Annotated in this window: 23 protein-coding genes; 18 read left to right on the top strand and 5 right to left on the bottom strand. The window is 51.2% G+C overall.

What is annotated here, in order from left to right:
• The first annotated feature begins 16 nt into the window (after window positions 1-16).
• The 3 genes from J2Z18_RS21875 to J2Z18_RS21885 are packed head-to-tail and all read left to right on the top strand — an operon-like array spanning window position 17 to window position 2,603.
• Window positions 17-1,123: a class I SAM-dependent methyltransferase gene (locus tag J2Z18_RS21875; protein ID WP_245256118.1), complete on the top strand. Its 1,107-nt coding sequence runs from the start codon at window positions 17-19 to the stop codon at window positions 1,121-1,123.
• A gap of 30 nt (window positions 1,124-1,153) precedes the next feature.
• Window positions 1,154-1,888, top strand: a complete 735-nt coding sequence (locus tag J2Z18_RS21880; RefSeq protein ID WP_034272760.1) for a galactosyltransferase-related protein — start codon at window positions 1,154-1,156, stop codon at window positions 1,886-1,888.
• Window positions 1,854-2,603, top strand: coding sequence for a glycosyltransferase (locus J2Z18_RS21885; RefSeq protein WP_007128349.1), 750 nt, complete (start codon window positions 1,854-1,856; stop codon window positions 2,601-2,603). The genes J2Z18_RS21880 and J2Z18_RS21885 overlap by 35 nt, the downstream gene beginning before the upstream one ends.
• Window positions 2,604-2,710: 107 nt before the next feature.
• Here J2Z18_RS21885 and J2Z18_RS21890 read toward each other — a convergent pair whose 3' ends face one another.
• A complete protein-coding gene (locus J2Z18_RS21890) occupies window positions 2,711-5,194 on the bottom strand; it encodes a glycosyltransferase (RefSeq protein ID WP_245256119.1) in 2,484 nt (827 codons plus the stop codon).
• A 361-nt stretch (window positions 5,195-5,555) separates the two neighbouring features.
• On the opposite strand from J2Z18_RS21890, the gene J2Z18_RS21895 reads away from it, so the two are divergent.
• Together J2Z18_RS21895 and J2Z18_RS21900 are read left to right on the top strand one after the other, a co-directional pair.
• The gene (locus J2Z18_RS21895) at window positions 5,556-5,975 is read left to right on the top strand and encodes a hypothetical protein (protein ID WP_210095310.1); all 420 of its coding nucleotides are present in this window, start codon (window positions 5,556-5,558) and stop codon (window positions 5,973-5,975) included.
• A 27-nt stretch (window positions 5,976-6,002) separates the two neighbouring features.
• Complete coding sequence (locus tag J2Z18_RS21900) at window positions 6,003-6,203, top strand: hypothetical protein (RefSeq protein WP_007128346.1); 201 nt, start codon at window positions 6,003-6,005, stop codon at window positions 6,201-6,203.
• Window positions 6,204-6,246: 43 nt separating this feature from the next.
• Here the strand turns inward: J2Z18_RS21900 and J2Z18_RS21905 are convergent, their stop codons facing one another.
• Window positions 6,247-7,530 (bottom strand): glycosyltransferase family 2 protein, encoded by a 1,284-nt coding sequence (locus J2Z18_RS21905; protein ID WP_186311123.1) that lies wholly within the window; start codon window positions 7,528-7,530, stop codon window positions 6,247-6,249.
• 497 nt (window positions 7,531-8,027) lie between these two features.
• Here J2Z18_RS21905 and J2Z18_RS21910 point away from each other — a divergent pair, with 497 nt between their 5' ends.
• The 9 genes from J2Z18_RS21910 (at window position 8,028) to J2Z18_RS21950 (ending at window position 16,672) form a co-directional block, all read left to right on the top strand.
• Window positions 8,028-9,317, top strand: a complete 1,290-nt coding sequence (locus tag J2Z18_RS21910) for a M20/M25/M40 family metallo-hydrolase (protein ID WP_210095311.1) — start codon at window positions 8,028-8,030, stop codon at window positions 9,315-9,317.
• Window positions 9,314-10,108, top strand: a complete 795-nt coding sequence (locus J2Z18_RS21915; RefSeq protein WP_007128343.1) for a DUF3100 domain-containing protein — start codon at window positions 9,314-9,316, stop codon at window positions 10,106-10,108. Before J2Z18_RS21910 ends, J2Z18_RS21915 begins: the two co-directional genes overlap by 4 nt.
• Entirely contained in the window at window positions 10,108-10,590 is a 483-nt protein-coding gene (locus J2Z18_RS21920) for a hypothetical protein (RefSeq protein ID WP_083832588.1), read from the top strand. Before J2Z18_RS21915 ends, J2Z18_RS21920 begins: the two co-directional genes overlap by 1 nt.
• 323 nt (window positions 10,591-10,913) lie before the next feature.
• On the top strand, window positions 10,914-11,522 hold the full coding sequence (locus J2Z18_RS21925) for a TetR family transcriptional regulator (RefSeq protein ID WP_028404579.1): 609 nt from the start codon (window positions 10,914-10,916) through the stop codon (window positions 11,520-11,522).
• A 19-nt stretch (window positions 11,523-11,541) separates the two neighbouring features.
• Window positions 11,542-12,564, top strand: a complete 1,023-nt coding sequence (locus J2Z18_RS21930) for a 2,3-butanediol dehydrogenase (protein WP_210095312.1) — start codon at window positions 11,542-11,544, stop codon at window positions 12,562-12,564.
• A gap of 193 nt (window positions 12,565-12,757) precedes the next feature.
• Window positions 12,758-13,906, top strand: a complete 1,149-nt coding sequence (locus J2Z18_RS21935) for a type III polyketide synthase (RefSeq protein ID WP_210095313.1) — start codon at window positions 12,758-12,760, stop codon at window positions 13,904-13,906.
• Window positions 13,893-14,606, top strand: coding sequence for a methyltransferase domain-containing protein (locus J2Z18_RS21940; RefSeq protein WP_007128336.1), 714 nt, complete (start codon window positions 13,893-13,895; stop codon window positions 14,604-14,606). Before J2Z18_RS21935 ends, J2Z18_RS21940 begins: the two co-directional genes overlap by 14 nt.
• A gap of 83 nt (window positions 14,607-14,689) precedes the next feature.
• Window positions 14,690-15,841 carry an NAD(P)/FAD-dependent oxidoreductase gene (locus J2Z18_RS21945; RefSeq protein WP_144869395.1) on the top strand — a complete coding sequence of 384 codons (1,152 nt, stop codon included), beginning with the start codon at window positions 14,690-14,692 and terminating at the stop codon, window positions 15,839-15,841.
• 285 nt (window positions 15,842-16,126) lie between these two features.
• Complete coding sequence (locus J2Z18_RS21950) at window positions 16,127-16,672, top strand: DinB family protein (RefSeq protein WP_210095314.1); 546 nt, start codon at window positions 16,127-16,129, stop codon at window positions 16,670-16,672.
• 75 nt (window positions 16,673-16,747) lie between these two features.
• On the opposite strand, the gene J2Z18_RS21955 is transcribed toward J2Z18_RS21950, so the two are convergent.
• The 3 genes from J2Z18_RS21955 to J2Z18_RS21965 all read right to left on the bottom strand — a co-directional run bounded on the left by J2Z18_RS21955 (window position 16,748) and on the right by J2Z18_RS21965 (window position 19,908).
• Window positions 16,748-17,404 (bottom strand): YitT family protein, encoded by a 657-nt coding sequence (locus J2Z18_RS21955; protein WP_007128333.1) that lies wholly within the window; start codon window positions 17,402-17,404, stop codon window positions 16,748-16,750.
• A 219-nt stretch (window positions 17,405-17,623) separates the two neighbouring features.
• On the bottom strand, window positions 17,624-18,490 hold the full coding sequence (gene comA / locus J2Z18_RS21960) for a phosphosulfolactate synthase (protein ID WP_028404583.1): 867 nt from the start codon (window positions 18,488-18,490) through the stop codon (window positions 17,624-17,626).
• 110 nt (window positions 18,491-18,600) lie between these two features.
• Window positions 18,601-19,908 (bottom strand): MFS transporter, encoded by a 1,308-nt coding sequence (locus tag J2Z18_RS21965; protein ID WP_210095315.1) that lies wholly within the window; start codon window positions 19,906-19,908, stop codon window positions 18,601-18,603.
• Window positions 19,909-20,216: 308 nt separating this feature from the next.
• On the opposite strand from J2Z18_RS21965, the gene J2Z18_RS21970 reads away from it, so the two are divergent.
• The 4 genes from J2Z18_RS21970 to J2Z18_RS21985 all read left to right on the top strand — a co-directional run bounded on the left by J2Z18_RS21970 (window position 20,217) and on the right by J2Z18_RS21985 (window position 22,930).
• On the top strand, window positions 20,217-20,933 hold the full coding sequence (locus J2Z18_RS21970; RefSeq protein ID WP_210095316.1) for a 2-phosphosulfolactate phosphatase: 717 nt from the start codon (window positions 20,217-20,219) through the stop codon (window positions 20,931-20,933).
• Between the two features lie 193 nt (window positions 20,934-21,126).
• Window positions 21,127-21,789: a TetR/AcrR family transcriptional regulator gene (locus J2Z18_RS21975; RefSeq protein WP_210095317.1), complete on the top strand. Its 663-nt coding sequence runs from the start codon at window positions 21,127-21,129 to the stop codon at window positions 21,787-21,789.
• Between the two features lie 77 nt (window positions 21,790-21,866).
• Window positions 21,867-22,235, top strand: a complete 369-nt coding sequence (locus J2Z18_RS21980) for a DUF4180 domain-containing protein (protein WP_144869400.1) — start codon at window positions 21,867-21,869, stop codon at window positions 22,233-22,235.
• 17 nt (window positions 22,236-22,252) lie between these two features.
• Window positions 22,253-22,930: a formylglycine-generating enzyme family protein gene (locus J2Z18_RS21985; protein ID WP_210095318.1), complete on the top strand. Its 678-nt coding sequence runs from the start codon at window positions 22,253-22,255 to the stop codon at window positions 22,928-22,930.
• Window positions 22,931-23,112: the final 182 nt, after the last annotated feature.

The raw sequence follows: 23,112 nt of genomic DNA on the forward strand, positions 1-23,112 counted from the left end.
AGAGGAGCAACTTGGAATGGCTGATCAAACCAGCATGAACCCGCATAAGGTGGTATGCTCCGTGCCGATTGAGCTAGTATTTACGGATACCGATGTGAAATCATCACGTACGGAGCATAGGATTGATCATATTACGGATGCATGGTTCGAGCATCATTTGCTGCATAGCGATATATCCATTATGCGCTTTACGCCTCATCGGGACCTATATTCGTATTTCATGGGGCATCAAAGTTCTCCCGAAGCCTATCTGGAATGGCACGATAAGATCTACACGACCCGAGGGCTGAAAGCTCCGGACAGGGAGGCGGTGCTCCGTCAGAAGCAGATGGAGTTCATGAATATGAGGAATGAACTCCTCAGAAATAGCAGCTTTTTCATGGATCATCCCATACAAGCGCGATATAATCCTGCGGGATATTTCAATATCAAGGACGGTCATCACCGAGCCGCCTTCCTGTACGTCTTCGGCTTTCGCCGGGTATATTTGGAAATGAGCTCATCAGACTATGCACAGTGGCTCAATGAGGATCAGGCCGGAGCGGTCCGCGCTACGATCCAAGACCAGCAGCGACAGCTAATCTATACGCCGATCCTGCATCCGGAGTTTTATTATTGGAGCAGTGAGAGAGACCGTGTATACCCGACCAGACTCGATTATATGATGCGTTATTTGGGAGTGTCTCCTTTGCGCGGAACCCGCGTTGTCGATATCGGCTGTAATATCGGGTATCATGCACGCTGCTTTACCCGCGAGGGGGCTTCCGTGACAGGTATTGAACATGATGCCGATCATTGCCGGATGTTGAAGGCGTTGAACGATTTGGAGCATACGCATTTTCAATGGATTCCGAAGCCTTTCGAAGGTGCCAGCATTGGGAGCTATGATATCGGAATTATGCTGACCGTTTTCTATCATGTCATGAAGAATGAAGAGGTATGCCGAGCGTTTCTTGATAAATTGGATCAATCCGTCGAGCAGCTGCTCTTCTGGGAATCCGGAGACGATCCTCGTAAGGAGAAGAGGCTGATCCTGGAGAATACCGGCTTCACACGATATGAGAAGCTCGCCGACACGTTCGGAACCGGCAAGCTGCGGGAGCTCGGCGTGTTTCAGAAATGATTACCTAACTGAGGCGAAGGGGTGAGCACGATGTTCGAAGGCATTTCTGTGCTGATACCGTATCAGCCGGATGGAGGTCCTCGGGACGAAGCTTTTCGCTACGTAAAGGAGTTCTACAGGCGTCTGCTGCCAGGGGCCGAAGTATGTGTCGGAGACCTGATGGAGCACGAGCGGTTCAGCCGCTCCAAAGCGATCAACAAGGCTGCGGCGTTGGCGAATGGCGACCGGTTCATTATTGCGGACGGGGACTTGATCTATGATCCGGAAATGATGAAAGAGGCTGTGCGCGGGCTGGAGGATCATGAATGGATCATTCCGTTTACCAGCATTACTCGACTGACCCTGAATAACTCCCAAAGCATTCTGCGTGCGGAGATCGGTTGGCCGCTTCAGATAGAGCTTGAAACGCTTCCGCACGATGCCCGTTTGTTTGTCGGGGGCTTAAACCTTGTTACCCGGAACGCCTTCGAGGCTGTCGGGGGGTATGATGAGCGGTTTGTGGGATGGGGCGGGGAGGATGAGGCTTTTGCCTATTCCCTGGATACGATTATCGGAAAGCATATTCGGCTGGAAGGGAATCTGCTGCATTTCTGGCACCCGTTTGTGGGACCTGAGGGAAATCCGAATTATGAGTCCAATTATGCGCTCTATCATCGGTACAAGGCCGCACTTGGCAAACCGGAAGAAATGACACGGCTAATTCAGGAAAAAAGGAAGGAGTCTGACAGGGATGCGATTGTCATTGATCGTCCCGGTACTGAATGAAGAGACGTTCATACCGCTTTATTTGGAAAGCGCTGCAGCTTACGCGGATGAAATCATTATGGTGGATGGCGGCAGCACGGACCGTTCAGTGCCGCTGATCGAGGAATACAAGCGCCATCTTCCCATTCGCTTGTATCATATGCACCAAACCGGTCTGCCCTATACGGAGGACTGGAATGAATCGAAGGTCCGCAACTTTTTGATCGAACAGGCGACCGGTGACTGGATCATGAATTTGGATATCGATGAAATGGTCGACGACCGTTTCATCGAAGTTCTGCCTGAGCTGATGCGTCGAACCGATGCGGATATTTTTCAGTTTCCATTCGTCAACTTCTGGGGCGATCCCTGGACACTCCGTGTGAACAGTCCGGGGGATGAGCGGTGGTCCAACGATATTACCCGAATGTGGCGAGCGAAGATCGGCATAAAGTATCGCGAGGAGAGGCATCACTGCACGCTTGAAGCAAGCGGGGGCCAGAGCATATGGAGCGTGCCGCGCAGCCGGATCGATGTGAATATTTATCACTACCATTACGCTCTCGGCAAAAAAATCAAGTTCAACGATAATCGGCGCGGAGATGTCAACCTTCTGACCAACGAGGGGGAACCGGACTGGAATTTTGCGCATGACGAATACAGCATCGCAACGTTGCCGTTCACGGGCACTCATCCGGAGGTTATACAGCGGTATCTTCATGCTGATGCACAATAAAGAACGGAATGTCATATTAACGTAATACGAATAAGCCTTCGCATCCCGGAACCGCTGCAATCCGGTCCGGGATGACGAAGGCTTTATTATGCTTGGTGGACTTGAAGTCACGAGCTGGGCTGGGGCTCCTTGGACCCAATCGATCCCCGTGCCAGCTGGGCAGGGCAAAGTTCTTCCAGCACTTCGGCATTCTCGAGCTTTGCAGTCAAATCGCGCAGCTGGTGTGCATGGTAGGAGGGGCCGTCGATAAGTTCACGCCGCGCATGGACATCGGGCTGTTGTTCGGTTTCGCCGCAATAGATTACGCTATCGAAACGGACACGGCTGAACAAATCCAGCCGATTCGTGAAATAAACCTGCGGACCGGCTTTCCGTATGCCAATGACATCTTGTTGATGATATTTCATCAAGTGAACCACGATGATACGTTTCCGATCGGCGGCGAGCTGCTTAACGATCCGCTTCCATCTGGGATCCTGACGACTCCACTCGCGCTCTCCGAGCACCAGTACGCACTCGACGGTAATGTTCGCAAGCCTCGCGGCCACTTCCTCAGAAGATACTGCCCCGGAAAACCGATTTTCCGGCGGTTTAGGCATCTGCCAGACTTTATTCCATTTCCGTTCATAATAGGACTTGTTGTTGCGCCAAAGCTGATCATACTCGCCCTGCTTCAGCTTTTTGATCGTGGCGCTGCCATGGTGATAAACAAAGGCGTCCTCGATGATTGCCAGTTTGTAACCGGCCCGCTTGACCCGCTCGCAATAATCATCGTCCTCAAACATGCCGACCCCATAATTGCTGTCCAAGTCTCCGATTTGTTCGATCACGCTGCGTTTTATGGCTACGCAGAAGAAGCCAAGCAGATCGGTATACCGACTCCCTCCTTCATAAAACTCGTAAAAATCGCGCAGCCAATCCGAATGGGCGCCTTCTACCGGATTGCCGACGAAATGGTCCACGGCCTGATCGTTACCCACATGATTAGACATAGGTCCGGTCATGCCAAGATCCGGGTCAATCGCCAATGGGTGGATCAACCGCCTGATCCAGCTCCCATCGGGTACGATGGTATCATTGTTCAGCAGAATGATATATTCGCCGCTGGCTTTGCGGCATCCCAGGGAATTCCCTGCGGCAAAGCCGAGATTGGTCGAGGAAAACATGATCCGGAACAGATCGGAATCGAGTTCGGCCAGGCGCTGCCTGGTTTCGTCCGTGGAACCGTTATCGATAACAATGACCTCCATATTGGGATAACGGCCCGGCTTCTGGAGGCTGGTCAGACATTGGCGCGTGTAAGCCCAGTTGTTGTACGTCAAAATGACAACGCTCACCTTCGGGAACAGCCTTGACAAGATCTGCTCATGGAGCTCTATATATCTCATTTCCCATGTATGAGACCGCGCAAATTGCATTCTGGCTTGGACCTCTCGGGGGCCCTGCTGCTGCAGGGATCGTTCGATCGCTTGTTCGAAGTCTTCAGGCGTACGGGCGACGAGCGTTAATCCGGCCGCGACGGTTTCCAGCTCAGGCAGATAAGTGGAAACAACCGGCTTGCCTGCAGCCAAATATTCATAGAGCTTCACCGGATTGGTTGCGCGGGTAAGCTCGTTTTCCAGAAAAGGAATCAAGGCAACATCAAAGCGGTGGAGGTAGGATGGAAGCCGTTCATATGGCTTCTCGCCAAGGAGCATGACGTTCGGGAGGCTCTCAACGACAGATGTGTCGCACCCAAACGTGTGCCCGATCAGGACAAATGTCCAATCCGGCCTTCGTGCTGCCAGTTGGCCAATGAGCCGGATATCAAACCAATCGGAAATCGCTCCATAGTACCCGATGACCGGTCCCCGAATCGACGTGAGCTCCGGTGCGACGGGCATAGGATTGTAAAAATGGGAAGCATCCGCCGCATTGCGCAGAAGCAGGGTGGAAGGATGAAGTTCCTTCATTCGGTCATACAATGCCTGGGATGAGGCCACAACCAAGTCGGCGCTGTGTACTAATTGCTCCTCCTGGCTCAGTATGGCTTTGTCATTGGTAGAGAATCCTTGATGTTCGTCCATGCAGTCATACACGAGCTTGTGATTGCCGATGGCTGTTACGAGCGGTGTCCAGAACGGAAGGTCGACGATCGAAACAAGATGCTCTATCCGAAAGCGAGCCCGGACATAATCGATGGACCAGCTAAGATATCGGATATCCGTCTCATTCATCAGGTCTCTGTACAGATTCAGCTTGCGGGTGGCACAGAGCGTAATGAGCCATATGTTCGGCTCGATCCGTTTAATTCCGACATGCCGCGCCACATCTTCATAAACGGGTTCTTCCATTGGAAGCACTGCGATGTCGGTCGTTATATAAAATACCCTGTGGCCATGAAGGGCGAATTGCTCCGATATTTGCTGAGGCCTTTGCCACCGGAAGTCCCAATCAATTACCGGAAACCGCAGCACGTCATATTCCCCGCGCGCTCCTGCCGGCGGGTTTGAGCGTATTTGCACAGCTTCCGATCGATTCTGCTGCTTACCTTGGGACACGCCAACAGGGCTTAGAGGCAGCGGCTGGGCCGTATGTGGCTTCAGATGCATAGAGGTGCTCGGAAGTGGAAACGGGACATTCAGCCTGCGATTACGAATGGATCTGTTGCGTTTTCCAAGTTTCTTAACCGATAGAGACACTCGTTTTTTTATTGGCTTCCGGGACCTCTTCCGTGGTCTGTTCAACACCATTCTCCTCCCTACGCGATTGTCTATGGTCTTAAATTATGTATCCATATGGACTTCCGCTTGGGTAGATCACCATTTTTGCACTCGAATGGGTAGGGGGCCCTGGCATTCTTTCTAATAGTGGACAGATCGGTAGGTCATTTGACTATCTTTAGAACGACAGGTTTCCACTTGCGCCGCGCCGACATATTGTACTCATGACCAAGTGAAGGGGGTAGAGGCCGTGAAATTGCGCAGAACTTTTGTATACCGTTCCGATTGCATTCCAGCCGTCCGGAGCAGAAATTCGTCACTCCGTAAAAGGAAAAAAAGCACCCTTCAAAAGCATTGGGTGCGACTGAAAAGGTTCGTGGTCGCGAGGCTGGCAAGACTGGCGGACCAACTGGGACTTCTCAGACAGCATGTGGATCGCTTGTCCGTTCAAGTGAACGCGCTTCAGAATCGGGTAGACGCTCTGACACCCGCCCAAGGAGGCATCGTATCCTTCTTAAGGGCAAGGGTTGGAACTCTCGCAACGATCGAGACCCCGGCTGGGACATTGTTCGGTACGATTATCCTGGTCGGGGAAGATTTCGTTCAATTGCGGGAGGCAGACGGAAGCATTGTATTCGTCCCGCTTCGCAACGTGTTGTCCGTTGTCTGAATACGATAATGGGAGGGGAGTTTATCCATGAACTTCATTGAGGCGTTAAGAAGTTTCATCGGGAGATCCGTTGAACTCGTCCAGCCGGGACAGTTTCTGCAAGGGAGGCTGGCATCGGCCGCCGACGGGATCGTGACGATCGAGATCGCAAGCACCAGCTATATCCCTGCAGCGGAAGTGGTGACGGTATTCAGCAATAACATCACGTTCATCCGCATCCTGCCTTAAGCTGTGCTTTTAAAGGGAGCGAGGGTCGCCATTACGTATGTCGTTACGTATTGGCCGACATGGACCGGCTCCACGGTTTATAAAGGCGCTCATGCATTCGCGTCATGCTGCCGCTTCGAATTCGCCGGTGATAAAGCGGCAGTGGGAGGTAGCGGATCGTTTCTTCGAGGGCGAGCCGGGCCAACAATTCAATATCCTCGTATAATCTTCCTCCTTGCGGCACCGAAGTGCTCCATCCGTTAAGCTTGATTAACAGACCGACACGGAACATCCGGGGAGCCAGGGCAGGTCCTTCTTCTAGAAGCCATTGACGGGAGAGCGCTTCCGGCGGTTTCTTGACGCCACGGAAGACCAGCTCTCCGCTTCTGCGTTCGGTCCATTCATAATGGTCCGCGTAGATCGCCCCTGAATCCTCCGAGTTTAGGGCCTCTTTTGACAGACGCGCCAAGCACTCCGGCGCCAGCCAGTCGTCGGCGTCCAGCTCCAGCAGCCACTTGCCGCGGGCCCTTTGCAGGGCCGTATTCAGGCAGGCGGCTTTACCAACGTTTCGGTGCTGCCTATAACAGCGAATTCGCGAATCCTCCTGCAGCGTCTTCAAATACGACGGGGTTGCATCGGTCGATCCGTCATCAATGATTAGGAGCTCCCATGCAGGATCATTCTGGGCCATAACGGAACGGACAGCCCAGGGCAGATAATCGGCGTTATTGTAGGTGCAGATCACAACCGATATGACAGGGGAAAATAAAACCTCCGGCCGCTCTTCTACCCGAGTCTGGCTGCGCAGGATGATCGGCATAAGCTCTCTGGCTTCCACCTCAGGATTTCTGGCAGGCCGTTCAGGATAGGCTCTAGCGGGAATATAAGCGTCTGTGCTGACCATTTTCCAACGATAAGCATGCCTAATCCGGACATATTGGTCATAGAGCACCAATGGATCGAAGGGCATGAAATTTCGTTCTGCAAATCCCGGGCACGTGCCAGTCAGCACCGCCGAGGTCCGCCATAGAACCGCGCAATCTTGGATCGTGTCCTGGGTTCGCGTTGTGTACGATCGTCGAGGCTGAATGACGATTCCGCCATCCCCGTCCTGCAGCTCTTGCGACCAGGCTTGAAGCTGTTCCATAAATTCGGGCCGGAGGATATCGCCGCCATGCAGGGTGAGAAAAAACGCTTCGTCATAGCTTTGAAGCGATTGATTCAATCGATCGGCTGTGCCTGTTTCGGGGATCGTGATCACTTCCCAATCAGGCAGTACAGCTTTCAGGGATTTTTCCGTCTGGAGGGTTCCTGAATGACTTCCCCTAGAAATGATAAAAGCGATCATGAAGTCTCCTTTTCCCATCGGTGGTTATTGAATCGGTTCTTTCATGCTACGTTAACCATTGTATGCAGCAAATGCCCAAGTGACACGCAGGTGAAGAGGGATTTGGGGGCTGTTTCAATCTCCAACAGCAACCTTGCATGGGGCGCAGGCGAATCATGCATAAGTGCAGAAATCGAGGAGTGAACAACGAATGCGAGGACAAAATAGTAGTTGATGCAAAAAAAAGAAGCATAGCGATGCCCGCCAAGAGGAGTCTAAAACACATTGTATAAAGCTTGACGATATTCATCGTCCATGAATGTGAGGTTTCATAACTGATAGGGATTACAGTATCTTCCATTTAGCGATCAATCGTCGATATATGGAGACTGGCATAACCGGTATCTTATTTCATTTCACTATAAAGTTTATAGAAAAATAATATAACGTGATTATTATTGACATAATCAAAGGAATTAAAATAACATTAGGATTATTTCATCATGAAGGAGGCAGCTATGAGTTTTAAGGAGCAGTACGAAGAAATTGCGCAGATCGCCCGGACGATATTCGAACATCCCGAGCTTGGGTACAAAGAATTCAAGACAAGCGGGCTGGTTGAAGAATTCTTGAAGAAAGTAAATCCTGAAGCCGAGCTTCAGACGTTCAGCACGACGGGGCTACGGACCTCGCTCGGAGCCGGGAAACCGCTCAACATCGCCTTCATTGCGGAGCTTGACGCCGTTTATGCACCTTCCCACTGGCGTTCCGATCCGGCGACCGGCGCTGCGCATAATTGCGGACATTACACTCAGGTGGCGATTGCGCTTGCATTGTACAAGCACTACGTGGAGACCAAGGCTTATGAAAATCTTGATTATACGCTGACGTTCATTTTCGTTCCCGCGGAAGAGTACCTGGATCTTGCCTACCGGGATGAGCTCCTTAAGAAAGGAACAATTTCGTATTACGGCGGAAAACCCGAAGCGATGAAGCTTGGGGTCTTCGACGATATCGATATCGGGCTGTGCGTGCACGCCATGGGCGGCGAGTTCGACAAGCGTACGATCGAAATTAACTGCGACCTGGCAGGCTTCTTGTACAAGCAGTATACATTTACGGGTAAAGCCACGCATGCCGGGTTTGATCCGTTCTCCGCCAAAAATGCTTACAGTATGTCAACGCTGTTCAATGTGGCGCTCGGGCTCAGCAGGCAGCAAATGAAAGACAGCGAGAAGGTTCGAATGAATCCGATCGTCCTTGATTCGGATATGTCGACGAATGTCATTCCGAACCGGATTACGGTCGGAAGTGACTTGCGGACTCTTTCGGTGGAGTATATGAAGGAAGCTGCAGAAAAGATGGACGATGCGGCGAGAGGGAGCGCGCTGGCGCTGCAGGGCGAGGTTGAGATCAAGACGCAGATGGGATATCTGCCGTTCGTTCAGGATCGATATTTGTCGGAATTTGTAATGGAAGCATTCCAGCGCAATGATGAAATCGAGGCGATCTGGAACAACAATGCCATCAGCGCAGCGGGCGATATCGGGGATCTGGCTTTTATGATGCCATGCATACAAATCGGTTACAGCGGCTTTACGGGTACGATTCACGGGGATGATTTCAAAGATATTGACCCCGAATATATTTATGAGGTGTTCCCGAGATTTCTGACCCAGGTGCTTGAAGGGATGAACGGCCGAATCGATCGCTCGAAGCTGTACCGGAGATCTTTCGCCGAATACGAGCAGCTGCTAGAGTCCATTGTAAGTGCAAAGCCGATAAACGGAAATGAGGTCAAGGCATGAAGTCGAAACAATCATTCATCTATTTACTCGCATTCGTACTGATCGTCATAGCGGTTTCCGAATTTATCGGGATTCAGGCGGTAAAGGTCGGGTCTGTTAAAATAAGTTTGCTGCCGCTCGTGTTCGCGATATTGATTACAATGATCCTTGGTTTGTCGATCTTCCGCAAAGGGTTCATGAAGAAAATATACAGCGAAGCGAATGTCGCTTTCTCAAGCAAGTACTTGATTTTCATCATGCTGCCGCTTATGGCAAGATACGGCGCGGATGTCGCTCCGAGGATCGAGGAAATTTTAAAGGTCGGCTGGGTGTTCATCATCCAGGAAATCGGAAATCTGGGGACGATTCTGCTCGGACTCCCGATCGCCATTCTGCTCGGCCTGCGGAGAGAAGCGATCGGCTCGACGCTGGGACTCGGGCGTGAAGGCGAGCTGGCCTACATATCCGAAAAGTATACGCTCGACTCCGACGAAGGGCGGGGCGTCCTTTCCTTGTATATTATCGGCACCCTGTTCGGTACGTTGTTCTTCAGCATTATTGCTCCTATTATGCATGCCTCCGGCTTCTCGATCGAAGCGCTGGCGATGGCTTCCGGGGTCGGATCGGCCAGCATGATGACAGGCTCATCATCAGCTCTGATCGCAACGGCGCCTGATATGGAACAAACCATCAACAGCTATGCAGCAGCGAGCCAGCTGCTTACAAGCTTCCTGGGAACCTACACGATGGTATTCCTGGCGGTGCCGCTGCAGCGGTTCATGTACAAATTGTTAGTCAGAGGTGATAAATGATGAGCACCGGCATGAATAAATATGCTAAATACGCCCTCGTCCTCCTGCTCAGCGTCAGTCTCATCCTGTTTACGGAACAGATGAAGTTCATTAAGAGCGGCGAAGGCCATATTACATTCGGAACGATTACCGGTTTGGCCGTATTGTGGCTCTTTTCCTTTATCGGGGTCATCATCTCAACGTTAATGAAGAAAGTGCCGGTAAAGTTCTTGCAGGAGTTCCCGGTCCTTGGGTGGGTATCCATCGTTTCGCTCATTTGCTGCCTCATATCGGACGTATTCGTTGATGCTATTGCCAATGTCAATTTTCTTTCCATTACGACGCCGATTTTGGCTTTCGCGGGCATCTCCGTTGCCGACCGGCTGGCCGATTTGCGCAAAACGTCATGGCGGGTCGCAATTGTTGCGGTCTTCGTATTTACAGGAACCTATGTAGGGAGTGCTCTACTGTCGGAGCTCGGTCTTTACTTATCGGGAAAATAACATCCATGGGAATTTTAGATACAACCCGCCTTATCCATCGATAAGGCGGGTTGTTTTTGCTTGCGGAGGATAGCAACATGTCCTTAATCCACTTCCTTCGGTTTATCGCCGATCAAGCCCAGCAAAAACATTTGGGAATATGCGAAGCCTTTATAGATTTTGGTAACGCACGCTTGTAAAAGATGATTTGACAGGCAAAAAAACGAGGAGTAGAATGAATTTGCAGCTGCTTGAACACTTGTTCAAAACGATCGTTCAAAATTAAAAATGCAACTTATCGAAATAGAGAATCGCAAATACATGAAGACAGGAAATGGAGATCGATGGTAAACGAAGAACAGCAGCAGGCTCAGGAAAAGGACGTCAAAGAGAAAATTTTGGGGGCGGCCAGGAAGCTTTTTGCCGGTAAGGGCTTTGAAGGCACCAGCGTCAGGCATATCTGCGACGAAGCCGGCGTAGCCTTAGCGCTTGTATCCTACCATTTCGGAGGAAAAGACAAGCTGCTATATGCGCTGTTTGAGCCGCTTAACGAGCACTTTGCCAAGTTGTCCTTCCATTTGGAGGAACCGGTTGAGGCGCTTAAACAGTTTATTCGCGGATTTGTTGCCTACCGTTACGAGAACGAAGAGCTTATTCATATCCTGCAGCAGGAAATGATGATGCAAAGTCCCCGGCTGCGGATGCTATCGAACGCCTATTACCCGTCATGGGAGCATCTAAGGGCGATATTGGAGGCAGGCAAGAGGCAAGGGGAGCTTCATTACGAATCGATTGTACATGCCGTGCATTTTGTGATGGGTGCCGTTATTTTTTCCAGACAGATTCCGTTTCTCGAGCCGGTGTTCAGCGATTTGCCGCCTGTAGAGGACGATGCAGCGCAGGCGGCGGAGCATATCATTCGCCTGGTCTTGCACGGTTTGCATTCAAGATAACATCAAAGGGGATAACACCATGAAAGCAGCAAAAATTTACGGAGCGAAAGACATTCGGGTTGAAGAGACATCTGTTCCGTCTCTTGAAGCAGGCCACGTGCTCATCAAGGTCGATTATGCAGGCATTTGCGGAAGCGATATGCATGAATATATGGCAGGGACCTTTCCGATCCGGACACAGCCGGTGCTTGGACATGAATTCTCCGGCACGGTCGTTGAAATTGGCGAGGGCGTTACGGAAATGCAGCCAGGTGACAAGGTGGCCGTTGAACCGCTGATTGCCTGCGGGCATTGCGCCAATTGCCGAAGAGGAATGGCCAACCTGTGCACGAACAGCAGCGGTTACGGCTATTCGCTGTCGGGCGGCTTCGCGGAATATGCGGTTGTACGAGAGCAAAATGCGTTTAAGCTTCCGGAAGGAATGGACGTAAAGCTTGGCGCGCTTGTCGAGCCTACAGCCGTAGCGGTGCATGCCGTACGGCAAAGCACCCTGCGACTTGGCGATACGGCAGCTATTTTCGGTGCGGGTCCTATCGGGCTGCTGCTTCTTCAAGCGGTAAAGGCGGCGGGAGCAAGCGAAATCATTGTCGTTGAGGTTTCCGATGAACGCCGGGAGAAAGCGCTGGAGCTCGGTGCAACCCATGTTATCCATCCGGTCGAAGCCGATGCGGTTCAACAAATCAAGGAACTGACGGGCGGCGGAGTCGATGTGGCCTTTGATGCAGCCGGCGTTCAGGCCACATTCTTAAGCGGTGTCAGCGCGGTTCGAAAAGGCGGAGAGTTTAAGGTGGTGAGCCTATGGGAACAGCCGGTTACCTTCAGTCCGAACAGCTTTGTAAAAACCGAAGCGAAAATTACCGGGTCATACGCTTATGTCAATTTGTTCCCTGAGGTGATCCGGCTGCTCGCTCGCGGCATCATCGATGGAAATAAGGTCATTACAAGTCTCATCCCGCTTGAAGACATTGTTGGAAAAGGCTTTGAGGCCCTTGCTAGTGACCGAAAGCAATGCAAAATTTTAGTGGATATGCAATTGTCATAAACGAACAGTCCTGTCATGGATCCTATTCTATGGCAGGGCTTTTTTTGGTTTTAAGATAAATTGGTTCGATCTGGATACGATTCAACCTCATTGGGATATCCTAACCCTATCCATATTCGAAATTTGGAATTCAATATGTCCGAAATAGGGTATACCATGAATACATTCCAAGTTTGTACAGGAGGTTGGCGAAGTGAGATCATCGACCGATATTGCGATTCTGGGGATGGGGACAGCCCTGCCCGCCCATTCGGTTGCCCAGTCCGATATTGCGGATTTAATAGCCTCATCTTTGCAGGATCGACCGGATTTGGCCCGATTTGCGAAAAAGGTGTTCAAGTCATGCGGCGTAGAGAGACGGTATACCTGTGAACCCAATTACTTGGGGCCGCTTGAGGATTGCCGTTATTTGCCGCTCCGCGAGGAAATGGACGTACCGTCCACGGAGGAGCGAATGCGTACCTATCAGCGAGAGGCGCTTCCGCTTGGATTGGAGGCTGCTGAGCAGGCATTGAACGATGCCGGCATTTCCCGTGAAAAAGTATCACATATGATTACGGTCAGCTGTACGGGGCAATTTCAACCGGGTCTTGATATTATGCTGATTCGGCTCTTAGGTCTATCGCCTCGAGTCAATCGGCTGCCATTGATTTTCCAGGGCTGCGCCGCCGGGCTGAAAGCGATTCAGATGGCGCGGGATGTCGTTCAGGGTGACCCGAGTGCCCATGTGCTGATTGTATGCGTGGAGCTATGTACGCTTCATTTTCAGCCGGTGAAGGAGAGGGAGGCGCTGTTTGCCGCTTCGTTCTTCGGGGACGGAGCGTCCGCCTGCGTCATCGGCTGCCCGGAGGCTTGGCATCAGCATGTTCTGAAGCTGGGCTACGGCTACTCGGTACTTCTCCCGGACTCAACGGAGGACATGACATGGGAGGTTGGGGATATTGGCTTCGATCTTTATTTATCTCCCCGAATTCCTAAGCTGCTGGCTGCTCATCTCGAGGAAGAGCTTCGACTCCTGCTCCATGAAGACCAGCTCCCTGAGCTGTGGGCGATCCATCCTGGAGGAAGAGGCATCGTCGATGCGGTACAGGATGTGATGCGTCTAAGCGATGAACAGACACACTACAGCAGAGAGGTTTTAAGGACGGCAGGCAATTTGTCTTCCGTCACCATTATGTTCGTGCTGAACGCCATGCGCATGGATATGAAAAACCGGAATGAAGCCTCTACAGAAGGGATTGCCATGGCATTCGGACCCGGACTGACGGCAGAGCTTATGCGCTTTAGCTACGTTCCAGCATATTCTTCATCCTTAAGTGAGCAGGACCATGTCCTTCTTTAGACCATTGTCCATGCGGGCGCAGGAAGAAGAGCTGATGGATGACTTTTCCCGGGGCGGCGAAGAATTAAGCGAGGCACTCAAGCATTTAAGGCGGCTGAACAAACTGTTTGCTGCGCCGGGACCCACGCTGACCGGGGTGGATCAATTATGGAAGCGCATCGGAAGTCCAGGCAAGCTCAGCATTCTGGATGTAGGGGCAGGCTCAGGCGATATTAACCGGAAGCTGATCCGATGGTCCGAACGAAAGGGGATCCAGTTGACGATTACCCTGGTTGATCTGACGGAGGAAGCATGCGAGGAGGCCAGACGGTTATTCAGCAGGGAACCAAGGGTACGGGTACAGCGTGCGGACGTGAAGGAGCTCCCCGAAGCCACGGCTGATATTGTGACAGGCTCTCAGTTCGTTCATCATTTTGACGGCGAGCAGCTGATCGATATCGTATCCCACATGCTGCGGGCCTCCGTCCACGGAGTCGTGATCAATGATATCCATCGGCATCGGCTGTCCTATGCAGCGGTTTGGTTGGCAACGCGTCTCATTTCCCGCAACCGGTACATTAGGCATGATGGACCGTTGTCAGTGGCCAAGGGCTTTAACGGAAGCGATTGGGAGCAGCTGAAACGGCAATTGGCACACGAGACGATGACTTACGAATGGAGGCCTCTGTTCCGATATTCCGTTGTCATCCCCAAGATATGAGGTGCCAAGCGACTCACGGTAGCAGATCGTAAATCCATCGGTCCAAAATTGTCCCCAAGCATGATGAAAGGTGGTGTGTATCCATGACGGTAGAAACGGACGTCATCGTGATCGGAGCTGGAGTCTCGGGCACCAGCTGTGCGCTGCAGCTCGCCAGGCAGGGCCGCCGCACCCTCCTGCTGGACCGTCAGCATTTCCCGCGTCATAAAACTTGCGGCGAGTTCTTGTCGCCCGAAACGAAGGAGATGCTTGAGTACTTAGGCATCTGGCACGATAAGCTGGCGATCGGAACGAGTATCATGGATCACGCCATGATTATTATGCCTCACGGCGGCGAGATCACAGCTCCGTTACCTGGGCAGGCATACGGCTTTAGCCGTTATGAGCTGGACCGGCTCTTGCAGCAGCATGCCATGCGCGCTGGAGCGGATATTGTCACGGGAACGACCGTGACCCATATTCGGCTGCTGGACGACCAGCGGTACGAAGTAGACGCCAAGCAAGGGGACGAACGCGTTCGGTATGTGGCCAGGGCTGTTATTGGCGCGCACGGGACCAAAAAGCCGCGCGGCGCGGCTTCCGCCGGTGATGAACGGGATGATCCCGTATACGTTGGTTTAAAGTCCCATTATCATGGCGTGACGCTGCATCCTCGGGTTGAGCTGTATTTTTGCGAGGGTGGTTATGTCGGAATATCGCCGATTGAGAGCGGAAGGGTTAATGTAGCTGCGTTGTTGACCTTGAAATCGGTGCAGGGAAGCGGGAAATCGGTGCCGGAAATTCTCCGGTCTGCTTCGCGCTCGAACAAAAGGCTAGCCGATCGGATGGCTGAAGGGGAGCCTGTTCCTGGAACTCAGGTATCGATCGCCCCGCTTCGTTTATCCGACCTGCCCGAGCCATGGTCGCAATACCCGCACATCGGTGATGCCATGATGATGCTTCCGCCGCTTTGCGGGGACGGGATGTCCGTTGCGCTGCGCTCCTCACGCCTATGCGCGGACTGGACCGGCAAGTATTTAGACGGAGACATTCCTTTCGATGAATGGAAATATCAATATTCGCTCGAAGCCAACGCTGCGTTTACGCAGCTCCTTCGAAGAGCGAGGAGAATTCAGAGCCTGGCATTTGCCAGAACCAATCGCTTCTATCCCGCCATCGCCCGAATGATTCCTGGACTGGCGACTTATTTGGTCAAAGCGACCCGGCTGTCCGAAACGGGGATCGGCACAAGGTAAAGCCGCTATCATGCGGCTTTTTTTGATTAGCATTTTTTATCATCTAGTCATCCATTCTTCGTTGAGTTTGAGTTCTCCGTAGTTTTGTCGTCCGAGCGTCGACGCAGAGTATCGTGCAGCAGTCATCATTACATTTTATAAAATTATTGAGGCGGATTGCACGACAATCCATTGGACTTTCGTTTAGACCTTCCATTGACATTTAATCAGACGATAACTTAATATGTTTGTAAATATATAGACAGATTAAATTAATGTTTACAATAAAGAGAGGAGGTGACTCGTATGGCTGATGCCCCTCCGTCAAATCCAAACTGCCTGATTCGCAGCACGCTTGATTTCCAGTTCCAAATGGCTTGGCAGCTGCTCGACCTGCATCTAACCGGGCTGGAAGACGAGGAGTTTCATTGGCGACCCGCCTCGAAAGGACTTCATGTGCATCAAGAATCCGGAATATGGCGGGCGGAATGGCCGGAATCGGAGAATTACGATATCGGACCACCAAGCATAGCTTGGCTGACTTGGCATATTGCGTACTGGTGGTCGATGGTACTGAACCATTCGTTTGGCAGCGGAACTCTGGCCCGGGAAGATATCTTTTCGAGCGGCGGCATACAAGAGACCCGGGATAGGATCACTCAATTGAGAAGCGAATGGAACCGTGAAGTGTCGGCGCTCACGGATGAAGAGTTCCTATCTTCGGAACGAACGCGGTGGCCGTTTGCGGGGAGACCCTTTCATGAACTGGCGGCATGGCTGAACGTGGAGCTGATGAAAAATGCGGCCGAGATCGGCTATTGCCGCTTCCTGCATGCTGTTAGCGGTAGATGATCGTATCGGCTGATAAGCGCGACTCCATTGCTTGGATCGTCATTTGAAGCCACTCGTCTTCGTTTCAAACACGTATTATTTTTTACGCCATGCGGGTGCATAGGTTGTCTTCGGGGCGGGAAACTGGTGGATCCAGTTAATGATCCGGGTGGACATCCATTGGCATCCCACGGCTAGTATTATGATTTTCCAATCAATCACATAGGCGGTCAGGGCAAAAATGATACCGTTCATCCAGAACAACGATGTTCCGGGGTTGATTCCCTTGTATTTATAAATTGCCAGGGCCACAAAACCGATTCCTCCGTTCGAGACCCGCTGCCTGATCAGCATGGCGACGCCGGTTCCGAGAATCACCGAGCCGAAGAGAAGATCAATCCATACATTCTTGAACGGCGGATCTACAAACACCTCGAAGAAATTGACGGATACGGAAGTGACTGTTATGACATATACGGTCCCGAAAGCGCTGATGCTGCCTAGATATTGGACGGTGAATACTAGAAAAATCGTATTGGCAAGCCAAAGCCCGAAGCTCATCGGGAGGCCGAATGCATGGTTAAGCAGCACCGCGATCCCCGCGCCTCCTCCGGACGGAATGGCGTGAGGGAACAAGAATACGGCCATGGCGAAGCCCTGTATGATAGCTCCGGCCGTAATGAGAAGAAACCTTATCGCTATTCGACGAGAAAACAACAGTCTCCAACGATCGGGAAAGAACGGAATGCTCACACTGAAATCTCCTTCATTGGTTGAAGTGACAAGCCTATCCTGATATTGTAGTGTATGCTTGTCACTTGAAGGGGATGCCGGGTTATCGTTAAAAAGCTCATGCCGCTCTAAGCCCCTGTTTGGAATTACCATCATGCCAATCGAACGTATAATAAATGGGCAGTCCGGAATCCTACCCGGGCTGCCCTTATTCGTAACCGCCGTTATTTCGGCTATGTGTTAAATGACATAACAAAACCGATCCGCTTCCTGCGCCCTAAGCCCAAATTCAAACGTATCCTGACGAAGCCCGCGGCGCATCGTTTCAAGCGCAAGAACCTCGGAAGGCGGAATATTCCCTAAATGTACATTGGAGCCGAATTTACGCAAAAGCATGGCTTGCTGGTGTTTAAGAGGCGCTTCCCAAATCAGCTTTCTCGTATCCGGAACGAATTTAATGATATCATCGATCAATTCTTCCCGACATTCGCCTTGCTTATCGAAAATGCCGACGCCCATTCCCGTCTCGCGAGCTTCGATCGTGATAAACTCGGCGCCTGCGGACAAATCCGTTTCCATCGTTTTGGCAAGCATTGCTGCGTCTATGAGGGAGCCGGACAGCTTTTTGCCATACTCCGTAAAAACGCGGAATCCCCGTTGTTTGCCTTCCCGGATCAGAGCCGTTCGTTGTTTGCGGGACAGCTCGATGGTACCGTCGGATACTTCGACCGCATTGAATCCGAGGCTGCAAATGGAATTGAAGAATGCAGGGACAATATCCTGCTGCACGGCCGTCTCGAGCAGGGTACCGCCCGGCATAACCATGATCCCATGCTGTTTGGCCAAGCCGATTTTATACAGCAGCATATCCATTTTATACAACGGAGCCGTGCCAAAACCGAATTTGATGCAATCGATATAATCCGAAGCGGTTTCGATCAGATCCGTAAACGCATGACGGCCAAGACCCTTATCAATGACCATCGTTATCCCGCGGCCTGTGCCCCCATAGGCGTCGCGGTCTTTTCTTCCCATGGCGGGATTGCTGCGCTGCCCGCTCGGGTCACTTAACTCCGTGGGCCAAACTGCACGCAGGGAATTGTTCATGTTAAAATCTCCCCAATTCATTTTTGATTTGTCGATATTCCAACTGACACTGGTATCATATGCGCAACCCTAAAGGCAGGTGCCCATCTTTAACCATATTGGAATGCCGATCAGGCAATCTTGCGAGGGGGCCGAATCAAAAAGAACACAAGACCTAATGTCACCAAAGAAAGGGAAGAAACGGTGATAAACACCACATGATCGGATTTGTCCATCATCCACCCGAATAAGGGAGGACCCGCTGCAACGCCCAAAAACCGCAAGCTGTTATACAGTGATGTGATCATCCCCCGTTCGCTCTTTTCGACCGCGCCGGTAATGATTGTGTTCAAGCAAGGGAGAAGCATTCCGGTCCCAATGCTGCTGACCGTCAGCAATGCAATGAATACATAGATGTTCTTCAAAAAGAACAGGGTAGCGGCTAATGAAACCGTCATGGCGATTAAACCAATGTTCATTAACCAGCGCATCAGCAGCCCTTTTTTCTTGATCAGGCTCCCGGTTGTATAGGAAGTGATAACCATCCCCAGCAGCGGGATGGCCAGAATCAACCCCTTCATCACGCCATCGATATTGTAGGGCTTCTCCTCAAGGATGTTGGAGAGATAAAACAGCACGCCGAACAAAATAAACAGCCCCAGGGATCCGGCAAAAAACGCAGTGATGAGCCAGCGGCCTTTCTCCTTGAAGATATCCTTGATCTTACCCAGATATTTCTTGAGCTCCTGCTTTTGGTTACGCTTCGGCTCTTTAATCAAGAAGATCACAGCCAGCAGCGATAAAGCGCAAAAAACGGGAAAAGCGAAAAAGGAGGCATACCAAACAATCAGCATCAGCAGAGAGCCAATAATAGGGCTAAGCACTTTGCCCGAGCCGTTGGATGCTTCGATAAGACCCAGCGCTTTACTCTCGGTCCCGCCATCGTATAAATCGCCGACGAGCGCCATCGCGATCGGTGCCGTTCCCGCTGCTGCGAACCCTTGAATCGCCCTGGCGGAAATAATGACCGCATAAGAATTCCATATCGCGCCGAACCCCGCGAGGATACCGGCTCCTCCGTACAGGATCAAGGCGGGAATGATGATGACCTTGCGGCCGAACCGATCCGACAGATACCCGATCAACGGAATAAACAGGCCTGCCGCCAGCGAGAAAATGGTGATGATCAAGCTGCTCTGGAATTTGCTGATGCCAAGCTCCCTTTGCATTTCGGGAAGTCCCGGGACCAGCATGGAATTGCCGAATACCAGCACGATCGGAATGGTCGCCAGCGCGATGAATTCCCAGACTTGTCCCTTAGAACCGCCTGCCGATTTGGCTTTGGCCTTTGAATCTTCGTCCGTTGTCTCCGGAGAGTCCTCCAGGTCGATATCGCTTTGGAAGCTAATGTTCAGTTTTCGTTTTTTTCTCTTTTCCATGATGTGGCTCCTCGATGTGGAGATTTAACAGAACATAAGGGTACCCTTTCAGGTTGTGCAGTAAATGTACATATCATCCTAATTATGACCACATTCGGATTATATATTCCGCGGCTGATTCCGAGTTCAAGGCTGCGAGAAGGTGCGGCTGGATCACCTCCTTTCTATGGAGTACCTCGCTTCCGTAGCGAAGCGGTACAAATACGGTCAGCGTAATTAGAGCTTGCGATTAGACAAATCACCTCTTATGCCGGCGAAAATATACTGTTTATTAAACTGCCTAATTCGCAGGGCAAGGGGGATGCAACATGAAAATTCGAATGCTCCAAGGACATAACCAGCCACCCGAGGCTGCTCATATCAATGTTGTCATTGACGTGATCCGCGCGTTTACCGTGGCTCACCATGCATTTCTGAGAGGGGCTCAAGGCATCATTCCAGCAGCGACAGTCGATGAAGCTTTGGAACTAAAGCGCTTAAACCCTAATTTCATATTGGCTGGTGAAATTAAAGGGCTTTTAATCCCGGGATTTGAACTGGATAACTCGCCTGCTCGTTTGCAGGAGTTCGATCTCCAAGGGAAGCTTCTGATCCAGAAGACAACCAACGGAGTGACTGCTGCTTTAAATGCGTTGAATGCCGAGCATGTATTGGTTACTGGATTTTCGAATGCCAGGACTACCGCTGAAATTATTAAGGATCGATGGTTGCGGGATGAAGAGACGACTATTAACATCATTGCCTCCCATCCCTCGGGGGATGATGACCTGGCATGCGCCGAATATATCGCCGATCTCCTCCAGCGGTCAGACTGCGTAACGCCGGAAGCGACCATCCAGCGGATTCGAGCTTCGGAAGCAGCCAAGAAGTTTTACGACAACGGGCAGCCTGAGTTTTTGGAGGAGGATCTATCGCTATGCACCCAGGAGGTGCCGTCCGATTTCGTGATGAAAGTGAACATTCGAAATGGGATGCCGTTGATTGAAAAGGTGAAGGCGGGTTCCATCCATGCACATGTAAGATGAAGGTTCCTAATAGCGGGGAAGTCGTTATACCAGCAAGATCCGAGCGGTTAAATTCCGGGGAAGCCGTCTTTTTTAGGGGGTTCTAATACTCAGCGTTTCGGAGTTTGCGCGGCTGAATTTGACGTGCAGGCAATATTTGGATATAATCTTTTTATTCTGACCGTGCAGTATAAAAAACAGGAGAGATATGGATATGCCAAAGATCGGAATGGAACCGAAACGCCGGGCGGATCTCATCAATGCGACGTTAACCTGCATCAGCAGGCATGGAATCGACGGCATGACCCTGGATAAGGTAGCTGAGCATGCAGACTGCTCGAAGGGAGTTGTCACGTATTATTTTAAGAACAAAGAGCATTTGACCATCGAAGCCTTCAAGGCATTTCTTGGCTATTACGGGCTTAAAATTGAATCGGATATCAAAAGCGCCATGACGGCGATGGAGATGATGGAGGTGACAATGAAGCATTTATTGCCTCCCTACCGTGATGATGAGGCACCGAGCATTAACGTATCGCAGCTGGATGGAATTGAAAGGATGCATATTCCTCATATCGATCAAGCCAGGCTGTTTGTTCAATTTTTCTCGAAGGCCGCATTGGACCCGAAATTTCAGGAGGTTGTAGCCGAGAGCTACAGCAGGGATTTCCATGGGATCGCCAAAATCATTGATTTCGGCAATCAGACGGGAGAAATGTCCGTTAAGGATGCCTACAACGCGGCTTACGGATTGCTGGCGATGGTGATCGGTTTAAGCTTCTTCAGGGTAGCGGACGTACCGCTGATCCATGGGGGAGATAACCGGACGATTGGCGAGGATTATGTACGATCATTTACCGGCCGCAAGGGGGGATAGCAGTTGCAACGCATGCACTTCTCGCATATATAACCATGCGTGCTTGGAAGACCACCATACACTTGGGAGGATGTAAAATGAAGATAACGAAACTCGAGGCAGGCGGCAGGGACATTGCCCTCGTTACTGGCAGCGGTATATTAATTAGTGACGTTCAGTCCGCATTGGATCTGATGGCAACCGTACAATATGAGACGGGCAGCGATCGGATTGTCATACATAAATCATTGATCAGCGAGCGTTTTTTCGATTTAAGCACACGCTTAGCCGGCGATATCTTGCAAAAGTTCATCAATTATAGAGCGAAGCTTGCCATTGTTGGGGATTTCACCACCTATTCAAGCCGAAGCCTTCGCGATTTCATATACGAAAGCAATAATGGCAGTGATTTTTTCTTTATGCCGACTGAACAACAGGCGATAGAGAAGCTGAGCTCCATTAAGTAGAATGGGGGGATACATGGATGGCGCAGCTTCATCCTCGAGAACAATACCCCATGGTTACGATTCCTGCGGGTCGCGTTAAACTTAGGGACGACCGGATCAAGAAGACGTGGACGGTGGAGCTGGATTCATTTGGCCTTTCACCTGTACCGGTTACGGAAGCATTTTATTCTGTGGTCATGCAAACGAGAGAGCGAAGATTGCAGGGCTCCAACATCCCTGTCGCTAATATTTCTTGGTATGATGCTATACATTTCTGTAATGCGTTGTCTCGGCAATTCGGCCTGAAGGAATGCTACTTCGCAGCCGATGGTGGAGAACAGATTCACTATGATCGTGAAGCGAACGGCTACCGTCTTCCCACTGAGGCGGAATGGCAATATGCATGCCTTGCAGGAACGACTGGCTACAGGTACGGCGAACTCGATGATATCGCTTGGTATCACGGCAACTCGGAGGGCAGGACTCATGCTGTCGGTGTAAAGGAGCCGAATGCTTGGGGGCTGTTCGATATGATCGGCAATGTGTGGGAATGGTGCTGGGATCAATATGATCCCCTCGTATACGGCTCTTACCGGTTATTTCGGGGAGGGAGCTGGGCCGAAGAGGCCAGGGGATGCGGCGCGACATGCCGCCGTCGCAGTCATCCTGCGTTTAAAATAGACGATCTGGGCTTCCGCGTTGCAAGGTCGATATGAGGCTGGATAAGCCATGATAACTTTTACCTAAGGAAATCCACATAACTTTTATAATAACGGAGCTGCCGGGATGATCGGCAGCTCCGTTTACGTTAATACGGAGATTATCTAAGCAAAAGACTGCGGATTCGCTTGGATGACTCGTTCCGTAGTCCACAAATCTCTGGTTTGACAAAGACGTC

Origin of the sequence: Paenibacillus lactis, from assembly GCF_017873605.1 — a bacterium.
GTDB lineage: Bacteria > Bacillota > Bacilli > Paenibacillales > Paenibacillaceae > Paenibacillus_AQ > Paenibacillus_AQ lactis.